We start from the raw sequence: 15,925 nt of genomic DNA, 5'->3' as shown, positions 1-15,925 counted from the left end.
TATCCCACTTGGACTAATAGGATTAATACTTATAGCATTACTTGGAGCTGTGTATATTTGTTTTTATAGATATTTTTTATGAGCGATATAATACAATTATTACCCGACAGTGTTGCCAATCAAATAGCTGCAGGCGAGGTTATACAGCGTCCTGCATCTGTAATTAAAGAGTTAGTTGAAAATTCTGTTGACGCTAAAGCCACCATAATCAACGTATTAGTAATAGATTCAGGACGCACATCAATACAAGTTATTGATAATGGTAAAGGTATGTCTGACACAGATGCACGACTATCCTTTGAACGACATGCAACCTCTAAAATTAGAAAAGCTGATGATCTCTTTGCCTTACACACAATGGGCTTTCGTGGAGAAGCACTTGCCTCTATTGCTGCTGTATCACAAGTAGAACTGAAAACACGCATAGAGGGTCAAGAATTAGGCTGCCATTTATCTATTTCTGGGGGTAAATTTATAGCACAAGAGCCATGTCAATGTACTATAGGAAGCAATTTCCTGATAGAAAACTTATTCTTCAATGTGCCTGCAAGAAGAAAATTTCTAAAGTCAAACACTACAGAGCTTAACAATATTATTACAGCTTTTCAGCGTATAGCTCTGGTTTACCCTGATATAAATTTTACTCTTCACAGCAATGGCTCTGAAGTATATAATCTTAGAAGAGGTAGTTTTAAACAACGCGTTATAGAAATATTTGGTAAACGACTAAATCAAAGTTTATTACCCATAGATATCGAAACAACCCTATGCAATATACATGGCTTTGTAGGAAAGCCTGAGTCTGCCAAGAAAAAAGGAGTTCACCAATACCTTTTTGTTAATGAACGCTATATGAAGCATCCTTATTTTCACAAAGCTATAATGTCAGCTTATGAACGTCTTATACCGCAAGGAGAAATGGTTCCTTATTTTATCTATTTCGATGTACCACCAGAAAATATTGATGTTAATATTCATCCTACAAAGACTGAAATAAAATTTGAAAACGAACAGGCTATTTGGCAAATTCTTATGGCTGCAGTTCGCGATACTATAGGTAAATTTTATGATGTTTCTTCCATTGACTTCGATACTGAAGGACGTCCTGACATTCCTGTGTTTTCACCAAATAACGAAACTGCTGCTCCTGAAACTAATTTTAATCCTAACTTCAATCCATTCTTAGAAAATAGTTTTTCTGATAAAGAAAACCATATAACTACTACTAATAATAATACTGATAACCCAAAATATAATATTAACTCCAACGTTTCTAACCACATAAAAGTTAATACTGATAATTGGGAAGAACTATACGCAGGCTCTTTACAGAATAACACTACTACTAATAATATACAACAAACCTCTTTGCAGGATTTAGATTTTGACGAAAATGGTGAAGAAATTTTAATACAATCGAAACTATCTAAAGATATTGCAACTGCCATAGAAGAAAAATCTCCATCTCATTATCAATATAAAGGAAGATATATTATAACAGCTATAAAATCTGGACTTATGTTTATAGATCAGCATCGTGCACACATAAGGATTTTATATGAAAATTATCTAAAACAATTCACAGAACATAAAGGGCATAGCCAAAAGGTATTATTCCCTGAAGTAATACATCTGACAAAGACAGAACGCTCTATCCTTGAAAAGATATTACCCGAAATGCATGATATTGGTTTTCAAATAGATAATATAGGAGGAGATAGCTTTGCTATAAACGGGGTTCCCATAGGATTAGAAGGGCTAAACACAATAAACCTTGTACAAGAAATTATAGCCACAGCAAGTGAAAAGAATATAAGTATAAAAGAAGAAATTAACATATCCATAGCCACCAAATTAGCATACAATGCTGCTATTCCTGTAGGACAAGTATTAGGAAATAAAGAAATGGAATCGCTTGTGAACGACCTTTTTGCTTGTGATACTGTCAATTATACACCTAATGGTAAAACGATTATTGCTATTTTAAAACAGCAAGATATAGATCATATGTTTTAGAAAAATGAAAGAATCTCTCTATAAGTAACAATTTTATATATTATAAAAACTAACATTTTAAATAACAAAACATTACTATTAGTATAATAATAAAACATCTATACGGAACAAAAATAACCTATTTTTGATGCAAAAATAAATTAAAAATGCTACAAAAATAGGTTGTTTTTTATTTCCACAAGTTATTCTTTCTCCTACAACTAATGGCTTTTCTCTCTTGCAAAGATAAGCCTATCCAGCTTTTTTAACACCTTATATTTGTAGTTTTTCATACTAACAAATAAAAAAAATATATGAAAATCCCTCTTTTTTTGTTTTTTAAATAGCCCAATAGGATACCTTACATATAATAAAAAAGTGGAGGATATTATACTTATCTCTATCCTACACAAAAATTACAATTAAGATAGCTTTTTATCTTGTTATATTATTGCTTTCCTCCATTTCTACTTGCTTAATCTTTTTAAATAAGTCTGAAGCAAATATTAGGTCATTGAGCTTTTTGTTTTTAGAAGTTATAATATCATCTTTATTTCCTTGCCATTCCGCTTTTCCAGAAGCAATAAACACAATATTCTCACCTATACCCATCACCGAATTCATATCATGTGTATTAATAATAGTTGTTATATTGAGATCATGAGTAATATCAGTAAGCAACTTATCTATAACAAGGGACGTTTTTGGATCGAGACCAGAATTTGGCTCATCACAAAATAAATATTTAGGACTCATCACTATAGCACGAGCAATTGCTACACGCTTCTGCATTCCACCAGACAATTCTCCTGGATATTTTTGTTCTGTTCCTGCAAGATGCACACGGTCAAGACATTCTCTAACTCGTTCTTGACGTTCTTCAAAACTCATTGAGGAAAACATATCTAAAGGAAAACGCACATTTTCTTCTACTGTTTGCGAGTCGAATAATGCAGCACTCTGAAAAATCATGCCCATTTCACGACGCATAAGCACCTGTTGCTTCTTTTTTAGATTTATAAAATTACGTCCATCGTATAACACTTCTCCTTTAGTTGGACTCATAAGCCCTGTTACACAACGCATTAACACAGTTTTTCCTGCGCCACTCTGACCTATAATAAGGTTTATTTTACCATCTTCAAAGACAGTGTTTATGTTTTTTAATACTTCTTTTTCTCCGAATGATTTATATAAGTTTTTTACTTCTATCATTATAGTCTTTTTTTTAGCTGTTCAGCTTTTCCTGTTTTATCTACTTTAGCTTAATAGTTGTGTAAGGAACACATCGCTAAAAAGTATTAGTACACTCGACTTTACTACTGCATCAGTAGATGCTTTACCCACCTCTTGAGAGCCTCCTTTTACTGAATACCCCATATAGGAAGATACACTTGAGATTATAAAAGCAAAAAAGAATCCTTTTAAAATACTCATCCACATAAACCATTGATTAAAATGATGTTGTACTCCTTCTGTAAGGTCGGCAGGCGATATAACATGTCCGATATAAGCTGTAGAATATGCACCTACCATGCCAATAGCAGCAGAAAAAATAACTAAGAAAGGCATAAGGGTCATTAAGCCTAATATTTTCGGAAGAATTAAGTAACTTGCAGAGTTTATTCCCATAATTTCAAGAGCATCTATTTGCTGTGTAACACGCATCGAACCAAGCTCTGAGGCTATGTTAGACCCCACTTTCCCTGAAAGTATCAAGCACATTATACTGGAAGAAAATTCCAATAGCATAATTTCTCGTGTTACATATCCAGACACCCAATGTGGCATCCATGGGCTTTGCACATTTAAACGTATCTGAATGCAAATGACAGCTCCTATAAAAAAGGAAATTAATAAAACAATACCAATGGAATTAACTCCTAATTGCGACATTTCTCTCACATACGATTTAAAAAACATTCGCATACGCTCTGGCCTACTAAATGTACGCTTCATAAGCATAAGATACTCACCAAAGCTGAAGAGACGATCCTTTATCAACATTTATTACAGTTTTATTTTATTCAATTGCAAAAGTAACTAAAATATACTATATATAGGCATAATAGAGAGTTGAAGTTATAGAAAAAGTCTTTAAATGTAAATGATAACAAATTTAATTTCTTATATTTGCAAAATAAAGTATGACTCAGAAATGAATGAAATTGAAAAAACTGTAGTTAGTCAAGAAAAAAAAAGTAGCATTTTACATACCGAAAATCTTGTAAAACGATATGGTAAACGCACAGTAGCTAATGGTGTTAGTATAAATGTGCGACAAGGAGAGATTGTAGGATTGTTAGGGCCTAATGGAGCCGGAAAAACCACTTCGTTCTATATGACGACAGGATTGGTAGTTCCTAACGAAGGGCATGTGTATATTGATGATAAAGAAATAACAAAATATCCTGTCTATAAACGTGCTAAGGCTGGCATAGGATATTTACCACAAGAGGCTAGTGTCTTTCGTAAAATGAGTGTAGAAGATAACATAATGAGCGTCTTAGAAATGACTAAGCTTTCTCGTGAACAACGTATAGAAAAGATGGAGAGCCTTATTCGCGAATTTCGTTTGGAGAAAGTACGTAAGAATCTTGGCGATCGGCTTTCAGGAGGAGAACGCCGTCGCTGCGAAATAGCGCGATGCTTAGCTATTGACCCTAAGTTTATTATGTTAGATGAGCCTTTTGCTGGTGTAGACCCAATAGCAGTAGAAGATATTCAGCATATTGTTTGGCAATTAAAATTTCGCAATATAGGTATTCTCATTACCGACCATAATGTGCACGAGACACTTAATATCACTGACCGCGCTTACCTTTTGTTTGAAGGACGTATCTTGTTTAAAGGTACTCCGGAAGAGCTATCAGCAAATAAAGTTGTAAAAGAGAAATACTTAGGTGTCGACTTCGTTCTTCAAAAAAAGGATTTTCAGCTTATCAATGAACGTAAACGGGCACAAGAAGCCGAAGAGAAAGCTGAAGATGAAATTATTAATACAATTTAATATAATTAGATAATTAGAATAGAAAATAAATAAGGTTAAGTTAGGGCAGATTGTTTTTAGACATTAATAAATTGGCTGTCAATTAAAAAATCATTATCTTTGCACTTTATAATGGTTTATGGCATATTATGTGCTTTTATGTAAAATACGGTTTTAATAATAATAATAAATAATATAATAAACATCTAAAAATGAATATTTCATTTGAAAATCCAGACAAAATTAATGGTTTGATGACCATTACTGTAGAAGAAGCAGACTATAGGGAAGAGGTAGAAAAAACTCTAAAGGACTATCGCAAGCGTGCAAACATTCCCGGTTTCCGTCCAGGGCAAGTTCCTATGGGGTTGCTTAAACGTCAGTATGGCACACAAATTAAAATGGATGTTGTTAATAAACTTCTTGGAGAGAATTTGCAGAAGTATATTGTTGATAATAAAATTCAGGTATTAGGTCAGCCAATGGCTTCTGAAAAACAAGGGGCAGTAGACTTAGAAAAAGAAGCTCCATATACTTTTATGTTTGATCTTGCAATTGCTCCTGAATTTAAAGCAGCATTAAGCGGTAAAGATAAAATAGACTTTTATGAAATAGAAGTAGATGACAAATTAATAGATCAACAAGTGGAAATGTATCAAAATCGTGCAGGTCATTATGACAAAGCAGAAGATTTTGATATAGAAAAGCGTGATATGCTAAAAGGAGATCTTCGCGAATTAGATGCAAATGGCAATACTCTCGAAGGAGGTATAACGGTAGAGGGTGCAGTATTAATGCCACAATACATTAAAGTAGAAGATCAGAAGAACTTATTTAAAGGAGCTAAGTTAGGTGATATTATAACTTGGAACCCACGCGCAGCATATCCAGACAACGACACAGAGGTATCATCTTTATTAAAGATTAATAAAGAGGAAATAGCTAACCATACAGGCGACTTCTCTTATCAAATTACAGAGATTTCTCGTTTCGTTAAGGCTGAGAATAATAAGGAATTATGGGAAAACGTTTATGGTAAAGATGCTAAAATAGAAGACGAAGCAGCTTTTCGCAAAGTCATCGCAGAGGGATTAGCTTCTCAGCTTGAAATCGATTCTAATTATAAGTTTATCCAAGATCTTCGTTCTCACATGGAAAAGAAGGTTGGGAAGTTAGAGTTCCCTGAAGCTTTGCTTAAACGCATTATGATAGCTAATAATAAAGATAAAGGGGCTGATTTTGTTGAAAAGAACTATGAGGGTAGTATAAAAGAGCTTACATGGCATCTAATAAAAGAGCATCTTGCTGAAGCTAATGATATTAAGGTAGAAGATAAGGATGTCCGCGAGAGTGCTATCCAAATGGCTCGAACTCAGTTTGCACAATATGGCATGACTAATGTTCCTGATGAATATTTAAATAATTATGCTGACGAAATGCTAAAGAAACATGAAAATGTTGACTCTTTTGTAGAAGCTGCTCTCGAACGTAAGCTCGCTGATAAGCTGAAAGGCGTTGTTAAATTGAATAAAAAGACAGTGAGCCTTGATGAGTTTAACAAACTGGTAAACGGCAAATAATATATTTTTTAGAAAATAATCATTTATAATATATAGAGATTACCGATTTTTTCGTTATCTTTGTGTTAAGTATAATAGGTTCTGTCATAACTTTTGGCATAATCTTTGACACTAACACATAAAGATAAAGCGGAGAGGTCAGTAATCTCTATTTGTCTAATTAAACAAAAGGTATAAATAAAACATGAATGATTTTCGCAAATATGCCACACAACATCTCAGAATGAGTGGTATGGTTATAGATGATGTTATAAAAACTCAAAATCAGTATCTTAACCCTTACATTTTAGAGGAACGTCAGCTAAATGTTACCCAAATGGATGTATTTTCACGTCTTATGATGGATCGTATCATTTTTTTAGGTACTCAGATAGACGATTATACTGCTAACACTCTACAGGCACAGCTACTTTACCTCGACTCAGTTGATTCAGGTAAAGACATTTCTATATATATAAACTCCCCTGGAGGAAGCGTTACAGCAGGGCTTGGCATTTATGATACAATGCAATTTATTTCTAGCGATGTTGCTACTATCTGTACTGGTATGGCTGCATCTATGGGAGCTGTTTTGCTTGTAGCTGGCCAAGAAGGGAAGCGTTCTGCTTTGCCTCATAGCCGTGTAATGATACATCAGCCACTGGGAGGTGTACAAGGTCAGGCTTCTGATATAGAGATAGAAGCAAAGGAAATTCAAAAATTTAAAAAAGAACTTTATACTATAATAAGCACCCATTCGCATCAGCCTTTTGAAAAAGTATGGAACGATAGTGATCGTAACTACTGGATGACAGCAGAAGAGGCAAAGGCTTATGGTATGATAGACGAGGTTCTTGTACGTAAAAAATAATAAGTATTTAATGGCTTTGAATAAATGTAGCTTTTGTGGTAGAAGTGAAAAGGACGTAAAACTTCTTATAAATGGTCTTCATGGATTTATCTGTAATGATTGCGCTCAGCAGGCTTATCGAATAGTTATGCAATCTGGCATAGTATCAGAAGAACATACATCATCAGATAATAATAAGAAAATAAATCTTAAGAAAGTCCCAAAACCACAAGAAATAAAAAAATATCTCGATGAATATATAATAGGACAAGATGAGGCTAAACGATACCTATCTGTTTCTGTGTATAATCATTACAAGCGTTTACAACAGCAGAAGAAAGATGATGGTGTAGAGATAGAAAAAAGCAATATCATTATGGTAGGTTCTACAGGCACTGGTAAAACCCTTTTAGCACGTACCATTGCTAAATTGCTTGAAGTCCCATTTACTATTGTCGATGCTACAGTGTTTACAGAAGCAGGTTATGTAGGTGAAGACGTTGAGAGTATCTTATCACGTTTACTCCAAGTAGCCGATTATAATGTAGCCGCTGCAGAGCGTGGTATTGTTTTTATTGACGAGATAGATAAGATAGCCCGTAAAAGCGATAACCCAAGCATCACCCGTGATGTTAGTGGTGAAGGCGTACAGCAGGGCATGTTAAAATTACTCGAGGGAACTATAGTTAATGTACCTCCTAAGGGAGGACGTAAGCACCCTGATCAAGATTATATTCATGTAGATACTAAGAATATATTATTTATCTGTGGTGGTGCTTTTGACGGAATTGAACGCAAAATAGCTCAACGCTTAAACACTCATGTTGTGGGATATAATTCTGTACAAAACGTAGCTAAGATAGATAAAGAAGATTTAATGAAGTATGTATTGCCACAAGACCTAAAATCATTTGGGTTAATTCCTGAAATTATTGGTCGTTTGCCAGTACTTACTTATCTCACTCCTTTAAACAGAGATGCTTTACGCCGAATATTAGTACAGCCTAAAAACTCTATAGTAAAACAGTATATAAAACTCTTTGATATGGATGGCATTAAGCTGAGTTTTACTGATTCGGCTCTTGATTATATTGTAGATAAAGCTGTAGAATATAAGCTCGGAGCACGTGGTTTACGTTCAATAGTAGAGTCGGTAATGATGGACGCTATGTTTGAAATTCCATCACAAAACATTAAAAATTTTGAAGTAACTAAAGATTACGTTATAGCACAGCTAAATAAATCACATCTCAAGAAGATGTAATTCTAAAGATTTTAGATAAATAATGATATTCTAAGTATGTAGTTATGTTACTACATATAAAAAAGTTTGTTTCAACTCTAATATAAAGATAGCAAAAACATTAATCTATTTACAATGATTAAAGAGGTAAATCTTATTGAAAAACTGAAACATTTCTTTGGTTTCGACAACTTTAAAGGTGAGCAAGAATCTATTATTCTTCATCTTCTTGCGGGCAATGATATTTTTGTATTAATGCCTACAGGTGGAGGAAAGAGCCTATGTTACCAGCTACCTTCACTTATTATGGAAGGCACCGCTATCGTAGTTTCTCCACTTATAGCATTGATGAAAAATCAGGTAGATGTTGTAAACGGTATAAGTGAAACTGATGGTGTTGCACATTTTCTTAATTCTTCCCTTAAGAAAACAGAAATAGATAGTGTAAGAAATGATATTAGAGTAGGTAAAACAAAGTTATTATACGTTGCTCCAGAGTCGCTTAATAAAGAAGATAATATAGCTTTTTTAAAAACTATAAAAGTTAGTTTTTATGCTATAGATGAGGCTCATTGTATTTCAGAATGGGGACATGACTTTCGTCCAGAATATCGTAAGATACGCACAGCTATCGATGAAATAGGTAAAGCTCCTATCATAGCTCTTACGGCGACAGCAACCGATAAGGTACGAACGGATATTGTGCGCAGCTTAGGCATAGAGGGATGCTTAGAATTTAAGAGTTCTTTTAATCGCCCAAACCTTTATTATGAAGTACGCTTTAAGAAAAATGAAGATGACACGAATAAGCAGATTATTCGTTTCATAAAGCAACACTCTGGTAAAAGTGGTATCATATATTGTCTGTCTCGTAAGAAAGTAGAAGAACTTGCTGCAATATTAATTGCTAATGATATAAAAGCGGCAGCTTATCATGCAGGTCTTGATTCAGAAACACGCTCTAAAACGCAAGATCAATTCCTCATGGAGGATATTGATGTTATAGTTGCAACTATAGCCTTTGGAATGGGTATTGATAAGCCTGATGTTCGCTTTGTTATCCATTATGACATTCCTAAGAGCTTAGAAGGTTATTATCAAGAAACTGGTAGAGCCGGACGTGATGGAGAAGAAGGTATCTGCATAGCTTTTTATTCTCGAAATGATCTAAAGAAATTAGAAAAGTTTATGGAAGGAAAGCCTATAGCAGAGCAAGATATTGGGCGACAGTTATTGCAAGAGACAGAGGCATACGCAGAATCTTCAGTATGTAGACGCAAACTTTTACTTCACTATTTTGGAGAAGAATATCCAAAAGATAATTGTGGCATGTGTGATAATTGCCGTAATCCTAAGACACTTATAGAAGCGAAAGACCCTTTAAAGATAGTTCTTCAAGCTATTAAAGAGTTGAAAGAAAATTTTAGACAAGAGTATATTATTGATTTTGTAAAGGGCAGAGCCACCGATGATATTCGTGATCATAAGCATGAAAAACTATTAACTTTTGGAGCTGGCGAAAATATAAACAACAAAGTTTGGAATCCCGTAATACGTCAAGCAATTTTAAAAGGATATATAAAGAAAAGTGTAGAATTATATGGCTTACTAAAAATTACTGCGAAGGGAGAGAAATTTATTAAATCGCCAGAGTCTTTTATGATAGTGCTTGATGCTGAGTTTAAAGAAGATGTCAATGATATTGATAGCTATAATGGAGGATCAGTTTTAGATCCTGAGCTTTTTACTATGCTAAAAGGATTGCGAAAAACAGTTGCACATAAGTTTGGCGTACCTCCGTATGTTGTTTTTCAAGATGTTTCTTTAGAACAAATGGCTATGATGTATCCTATTAACGAACAGGAACTTCAAAACATTCAAGGTGTTGGAGCTGGTAAAGCCAAACGTTATGGCGAAGAGTTCTATAAATTAATACATAAATATTGTAAAGAAAAAGAAATAGAACGTCCTGATGAACTTCGCGTACGAACTGTTGCCAAGAAATCTATGCAGAAAGTAAAGATAATACAAAGTATAGATCGTAAAATTCCTTTTCATGATATTGCTTCTACAGAAGGACTATCATATACAGAATTACTTGCAAAAATAGAAGAAATAGTATATAGCGGGACAAAGCTAAATATAGATTATGAAATAGAAGAAATTTTCGATGATGATCAAATAGAAGATATACATGACTACTTTATGAATAGTACATCTGATAGCATTGATAGCGCTATGGATGAGCTTGATGGTAGCTTTTCTGAAGATGAAATACGATTAGCACGAATAAAGTTCTTGTCAGATATGGGTAATTAAAAGCTTCACTAAAATAAAATTTTTCTATTCGGTAAAATGACTATCTTTACTCAGAGTTATATTTTTATTTTACAAGAACAAAGATAACCAAAAGAGATTATATCTCGTGAGAAGCGTTACCCTAAATTATTCTTGCTTTTGCAAAAAACAACTATGAGCAAAGCGCGTCATTGTATATGATAATGATAGCAATACTTAAGTATATAAAATAGATAGAAACTACAATATTAGGCGTAATGGACATTTGGTAGGCTGAACAATTAGGTAAAGAGCAAACAACCATATCAAAATGGTGTACCAATTCAAGTCAGCCAGACTTAGGCAATATAATGCAGATAGCCAAAATATTAGATGTAGAATTGACCGACTTAGTAAGGTTTTAAGAATTTAAGCACGAGACAGAATGAAAAAAGAAGAAATACAGGCATTGTTCTCTCAATTTGAACAAGTATCACGTGTTACAAATGGCATAGAATGTTGGAGCGCAAGAGAATTATGTTCTCTATTGGGATACACCCAATGGCGTAATTTCTTGAAAGTCATTGATAAAGCAAAGGAATCGTGCAAAAATGCTGATCATGATATAAAAGACCATTTTGCTGACGTCAGCAAAATGGTTGTACTTAGTTTAGGTGCTGAGCGTCAGATAGGCAACATCATGCTTACGCGCTACGTTTGCAATTAAGAAAGTGAAACGCAGATTGACAAGCGAACAGAAGAAAGCAGTGGAGAAAAAATAAAAACTATGGATTCCAGAAAAAAAATAAAAGAAGAATTTACATATTACCTTTCAAATATAGTAAGGTCATCTCGAAGGACAGAAAAAGGATTCAATTTACAATCTACAGCAGTCCAAAGTTTTTTGGCATTTCTGGAGGTTGACGTTCTTTTTGACTATAATCCAGAAATCTGGAAGCATATAAAAAGTATGTATGACATTACTGTTCCTAATGAAGTTGAAAATATTGCTGATACTCTTTTGGACGATGAAGAGTTCATAAAACACGATAATGATAAGAACCAACACTGGCGGTCTGGCAGTATAATGCATTATGTGTGTTTTATCAGGGCTCGTTCATACTTTATGCACCAAAAGACAGAAGAATTATCTGAATCTTCAGACCAGAAAATAATAAATAAAGTTTCATCAGGCGTGCAACATTCAACCTACCGCCCTTACATCACCGCCATCAAGTCAAAGCCTTTCCTCCTGCTTGCAGGTATCTCCGGCACAGGTAAAAGCCGAATAGTGCGAGAGTTAGCAAGAGCATGTTGGGAAGAAGGCACAGATGAATACAAGGCAAAAAAGAACTTCCAAATGATACAAGTGAAACCAAACTGGCATGACTCAAGCGACTTGATTGGTTATGTGAGCCGTATTAGCGGAAAGGCTGAGTTTGTGGCAGGAGAATTCTTGAAATTTATCGCCAAAGCATGGGAAGATACTGAAACGCCATACTTCTTGTGCTTGGACAAGATGAACCTTGCACCTGTAGAGCAATACTTTGCAGAATATTTGAGTGTGATAGAGTCTCGCAAGAGTAATGAAGATGGAACAGTGACTACAGACCCAATTGTTGAAAAGGCAGACGAGGAATGGTACTTCAACTTGACAGCTTCACTGACATCAGATGAAGACATTCGCAAGCAATTCAACGAAGAAGGTATCAGCATTCCTCAAAACCTCATAGTCGTAGGAACGGTGAATATGGACGAGACAACATTCTCGTTCTCTCGCAAGGTGCTCGATCGTGCCATGACTATCGAAATGAACGAGGTTGATTTGCATGGCGGTCTGACCAAACGTCACGAAAACATAGGCAAGTTGGGTAATGCAGAGCTTATCGGCTCTGCTGTGGAAGGCGTGGATGTTTACAACGACTACACCGATATTTGCGACATTGCACTTCGCTATCTACAAAATGTAAATGACGTGTTGGAAGGTACTCCATTCAAGATAGCCTACCGCACCCGCAACGATTTCCTGCTTTATGTGGTAAACAATCTGCCTTACAATAAGGGAGAAAATGACGAAGAGTTGCCACAAGGATATGTAGTGGCTCGTGCTTTGGACGAGATTACCAGCATGAAAGTCCTGTCGCGCATTGAGGGTGATGACACAAAGGTTAGCGACGAACTACTTGACAATTTAAGCAAAGCCATCGAGAACGGATTGAAAATTGTGTCGGGAGAAGAGAATACTGTCAAATCAATATCTTTGGCGAAACTGAAGGAGATGAAAGCCAAACTCGTTTCGGGATATACAAGTTTTTGGAGCTAAAAAGCAATACGGATGGAACTATTGACTATTGAGCATAAAGATTTCACGATGATTGTCGAATGTACGAAGTTCGACGGTATTTGGAACAAGGCTAAGAGTAACGTGGGCGAGGACAAACTCTACTCCACTTACTCTTGGTCGGAGGGTGTCAGGTCTGTTAAGCGGACATTGGATGCCGACCATGAAATAGACATTGAGCAAGGTGTTCCTGCTCCCGCCACATTTTTCGACAATGCCGACTATCCCATCTGGATAGAGTTCAAAGACTATGTGAAAGACGCTCAATTTGGGTCCATCCTGCAAAACGACAACGACCGCTTTTCCTTTCGTCGTCACATCTTGGCTGGTTTCATCAACTACAAGAACGAGATAGGACGAAGCGAGATACAGATTATATATAAAGTAGACAAAAAAACAAGGGCATTCCGTTTCGCTTTTGAAGTTCTGAGTACGAAGCTCGACTATCATGAGCATTGGCGCACAATTGTGGAGGATATAGAGCGAGAATACCGTATGTTGTCGTTAGACTATATGCGACGCACGTTTCATGGTTTCTCGCCCGACCAAAACGGCGAGCACCCAGATATCGTTTGGTGGAGCGTGTTTGAGGGAGAACAACAGAAATTCATAAAAGCCTGCAAAAGCATCATTGACCGACCTCGCCACAGACTTCACGGTGAGGAGGTGTATCTGAGAGCGGACAAACTGAAGCAAACTCCCCATAACATAGAGAACAGACTGGCAGAACATCGCAAGGAACCTGCATACCTCTATCGTGTGGAGCAATATATACTATCTAACGACACGCAAGAGAACCGCTTCCTGAAGTTTGCACTTCATAAGATAAGCAAGCGGTATGAGGATCTGCGCCAACGCATTGAGGCGATAAAGACTGCTTCTGGCACGATGAAGTCTGCCATGCTTGCAACCTCGGAAACATTGAAACGGCTGCAACATCATACCTTCTTCAGAACAATAGGAAGGTTCAAGGGAATAAACCAAGAAAGCATGGTACTGCAAAAGGCAACGGGCTATAGCCAAGTATTACCGTACATGGAACTTGCTTAGAAGAGCCTATTCGCTGAACGACGGCTTATATCGCTTGCAGACGAAGGATATAGCAACGCTCTATGAGATATGGTGTTTCATAGAGGTGAGCCATATTGTCAAGGCACAGTTGCGTTTGGAGAATGAAGATGTAGAACATCGCAACCGTATAGAGATGAACAGCATCTTCTCTTGGGAGCTTGGCAAAGGCGAACACTCACGCATATTGTTCCGCAAGGATGGCGTGGAGCTGGCAGAATTGGTATATAACCCAAAGAACGCCGACACGGAAAACGACAATGTGGGCATGAAAGACCTGGTTGTGCCGACCGTACCGCAGAAACCAGACATAGTATTGCAGCTCACCAAGAACGACTTGCAGCAAGGCATGAAGATGACCTATCTCTTTGATGCGAAATACCGTATAGACGGCAAAGACAAGGGCGTGAATGTACCACCAGAGGACGCCATCAATCAGATGCACCGCTATCGTGATGCCATATACTACAAAGACTATGACGCTAATGCGTTAAAAAAAGAGGTTATAGGCGGTTACATTCTCTTTCCTGGTGATGGTGAGCCGAATGATGTGGCTGTATCGAAGTTCTATAAAACCATCAAGGAAGTGAATATCGGAGCCTTCCCTCTTCGCCCTAAAGATGTAGAGAACAGAAAACTTTTGGAGAATTTCATTGATGAACTTATACATACCAAATCATACGAGACCATTGCTCATGTTATACCGCAAAAGGGTGCGTATGTGGAGATAGGCAACCGTGTACTGATTGGATTGGCGAAAGAGGACAACAGACTGTTTCAAGCGTTTATGAACGGAACTGCAACTCTGTATTATTCAGGAAAACAGTTCCCAACAACCATCGCCCTACAAGATCTTCGCTTCTTCATGCCATATATCAAAGGAAAAGGAATACGTGATGTGTATGAGATTGTTAAGATGCGGACTATAACAGGCAAAGAGGCAAAACAAACGGATGAAGATGATAACGAGAGCAAGGCTCTCCGCCTGGCTTTTGAACTTCAGTATGTTCGCAAGCAATATGCAGAATTCCAACCGATAGACACAACAAAGATGATAGTCCACACGTTTATTGATACTACCTTTGATAAGTTGGAGGAATGTATAGCCAAATAAACAACTAAGTTCGTAAGTTCAATTAAGAAATGCAACTTTTGGAGATAAACAAAAGGAGCGAAAAAGATACCCCAGTTCGGGTTAAGCCGTCTATATTTTGATAAGTTAGGAGCAATGTTCCTTGTTAAAATCAGACCTATAGCTTTTGCGCAGCATCATTCTATCATAGAAAGGCATGAGTTTGTTTTCATATTTACCATGAGCCCCGTCTCCAACTGAATACCATCTTCAAAAAGAAAGTCAAAAAGTTTTTGTGATATGTATCCTTTGTCAGCGAACAGCTTGCCATACAGACGTTTGGCAAGAACCTTGAAAACCTTTATGTCTTTGTCACTGACATTTGCTCCTGTAAGAACGAAAGCTATGATTTGTTAAGAATGAAACCAACAAGGAATATCTCTCAGGACTTGAATATATAGTCCACCCTTAAAAGCCTAATATTCATCTGATTCATAGTATATTATGCTATAAATTATTTGCAAATATCTG

12 protein-coding genes and 2 pseudogenes are annotated in these 15,925 nt (G+C 36.2%); 11 read left to right on the top strand and 3 right to left on the bottom strand.

What is annotated here, in order from left to right; translation table 11 throughout:
* Nucleotides 1-78: 78 nt before the first annotated feature.
* Nucleotides 79-2,016 (top strand): DNA mismatch repair endonuclease MutL, encoded by a 1,938-nt coding sequence (gene mutL / locus AC1DCD_RS00070; protein ID WP_464639279.1) that lies wholly within the window; start codon nt 79-81, stop codon nt 2,014-2,016.
* A gap of 414 nt (nt 2,017-2,430) precedes the next feature.
* Here mutL and AC1DCD_RS00065 read toward each other — a convergent pair whose 3' ends face one another.
* The gene (locus tag AC1DCD_RS00065) at nt 2,431-3,210 is read right to left on the bottom strand and encodes an ABC transporter ATP-binding protein (protein WP_464639277.1); all 780 of its coding nucleotides are present in this window, start codon (nt 3,208-3,210) and stop codon (nt 2,431-2,433) included.
* A 45-nt stretch (nt 3,211-3,255) separates the two neighbouring features.
* Nucleotides 3,256-4,002: an MlaE family ABC transporter permease gene (locus AC1DCD_RS00060; RefSeq protein ID WP_008447545.1), complete on the bottom strand. Its 747-nt coding sequence runs from the start codon at nt 4,000-4,002 to the stop codon at nt 3,256-3,258.
* A 151-nt stretch (nt 4,003-4,153) separates the two neighbouring features.
* Between AC1DCD_RS00060 and lptB the strand changes: the two genes are divergently transcribed.
* The 10 genes and pseudogenes from lptB (at nt 4,154) to AC1DCD_RS00010 (ending at nt 15,436) form a co-directional block, all read left to right on the top strand.
* A complete protein-coding gene (gene lptB / locus AC1DCD_RS00055; protein WP_008447544.1) occupies nt 4,154-5,005 on the top strand; it encodes an LPS export ABC transporter ATP-binding protein in 852 nt (283 codons plus the stop codon).
* 191 nt (nt 5,006-5,196) lie between these two features.
* Complete coding sequence (gene tig, locus AC1DCD_RS00050; RefSeq protein WP_464639274.1) at nt 5,197-6,564, top strand: trigger factor; 1,368 nt, start codon at nt 5,197-5,199, stop codon at nt 6,562-6,564.
* A gap of 184 nt (nt 6,565-6,748) precedes the next feature.
* On the top strand, nt 6,749-7,414 hold the full coding sequence (gene clpP, locus AC1DCD_RS00045; protein ID WP_019036115.1) for an ATP-dependent Clp endopeptidase proteolytic subunit ClpP: 666 nt from the start codon (nt 6,749-6,751) through the stop codon (nt 7,412-7,414).
* A gap of 10 nt (nt 7,415-7,424) precedes the next feature.
* Nucleotides 7,425-8,657 carry an ATP-dependent Clp protease ATP-binding subunit ClpX gene (gene clpX / locus AC1DCD_RS00040; RefSeq protein WP_008450764.1) on the top strand — a complete coding sequence of 411 codons (1,233 nt, stop codon included), beginning with the start codon at nt 7,425-7,427 and terminating at the stop codon, nt 8,655-8,657.
* 114 nt (nt 8,658-8,771) lie between these two features.
* Nucleotides 8,772-10,955 (top strand): DNA helicase RecQ, encoded by a 2,184-nt coding sequence (recQ, locus tag AC1DCD_RS00035; protein WP_353585529.1) that lies wholly within the window; start codon nt 8,772-8,774, stop codon nt 10,953-10,955.
* Nucleotides 10,956-11,206: 251 nt separating this feature from the next.
* Nucleotides 11,207-11,338 (top strand): annotated as a pseudogene (locus AC1DCD_RS00030) (helix-turn-helix domain-containing protein); the annotation flags it as partial.
* 20 nt (nt 11,339-11,358) lie between these two features.
* Nucleotides 11,359-11,640 (top strand): BRO family protein, encoded by a 282-nt coding sequence (locus tag AC1DCD_RS00025; protein ID WP_353585528.1) that lies wholly within the window; start codon nt 11,359-11,361, stop codon nt 11,638-11,640.
* A gap of 60 nt (nt 11,641-11,700) precedes the next feature.
* Complete coding sequence (locus AC1DCD_RS00020; RefSeq protein ID WP_464639271.1) at nt 11,701-13,236, top strand: McrB family protein; 1,536 nt, start codon at nt 11,701-11,703, stop codon at nt 13,234-13,236.
* A 12-nt stretch (nt 13,237-13,248) separates the two neighbouring features.
* Nucleotides 13,249-14,304, top strand: coding sequence for a DUF2357 domain-containing protein (locus AC1DCD_RS00015; protein WP_464639269.1), 1,056 nt, complete (start codon nt 13,249-13,251; stop codon nt 14,302-14,304).
* The gene (locus AC1DCD_RS00010) at nt 14,297-15,436 is read left to right on the top strand and encodes a nuclease domain-containing protein (RefSeq protein ID WP_464639267.1); all 1,140 of its coding nucleotides are present in this window, start codon (nt 14,297-14,299) and stop codon (nt 15,434-15,436) included. Before AC1DCD_RS00015 ends, AC1DCD_RS00010 begins: the two co-directional genes overlap by 8 nt.
* 138 nt (nt 15,437-15,574) lie before the next feature.
* On the opposite strand, the pseudogene AC1DCD_RS00005 reads toward AC1DCD_RS00010, so the two are convergent.
* Nucleotides 15,575-15,807: pseudogene (locus AC1DCD_RS00005) on the bottom strand (transposase); the annotation flags it as partial.
* Nucleotides 15,808-15,925: the final 118 nt, after the last annotated feature.

This window comes from Prevotella sp. C0209C1, from assembly GCF_056583855.1.
This window is presented reverse-complemented; position numbering and strand designations above follow the sequence as displayed.

Coding starts and splice junctions, on each gene's coding strand:
- AC1DCD_RS00065 (WP_464639277.1), bottom strand. CDS start 3,210: ATGATAGAAGTAAAAAACTTATATAAATCATTCGGAGAAAAAGAAGTA.
- tig (WP_464639274.1), top strand. CDS start 5,197: ATGAATATTTCATTTGAAAATCCAGACAAAATTAATGGTTTGATGACC.
- clpP (WP_019036115.1), top strand. CDS start 6,749: ATGAATGATTTTCGCAAATATGCCACACAACATCTCAGAATGAGTGGT.
- AC1DCD_RS00060 (WP_008447545.1), bottom strand. CDS start 4,002: ATGTTGATAAAGGATCGTCTCTTCAGCTTTGGTGAGTATCTTATGCTT.
- AC1DCD_RS00015 (WP_464639269.1), top strand. CDS start 13,249: ATGGAACTATTGACTATTGAGCATAAAGATTTCACGATGATTGTCGAA.
- AC1DCD_RS00025 (WP_353585528.1), top strand. CDS start 11,359: ATGAAAAAAGAAGAAATACAGGCATTGTTCTCTCAATTTGAACAAGTA.
- lptB (WP_008447544.1), top strand. CDS start 4,154: ATGAATGAAATTGAAAAAACTGTAGTTAGTCAAGAAAAAAAAAGTAGC.
- recQ (WP_353585529.1), top strand. CDS start 8,772: ATGATTAAAGAGGTAAATCTTATTGAAAAACTGAAACATTTCTTTGGT.
- mutL (WP_464639279.1), top strand. CDS start 79: ATGAGCGATATAATACAATTATTACCCGACAGTGTTGCCAATCAAATA.
- clpX (WP_008450764.1), top strand. CDS start 7,425: ATGGCTTTGAATAAATGTAGCTTTTGTGGTAGAAGTGAAAAGGACGTA.
- AC1DCD_RS00020 (WP_464639271.1), top strand. CDS start 11,701: ATGGATTCCAGAAAAAAAATAAAAGAAGAATTTACATATTACCTTTCA.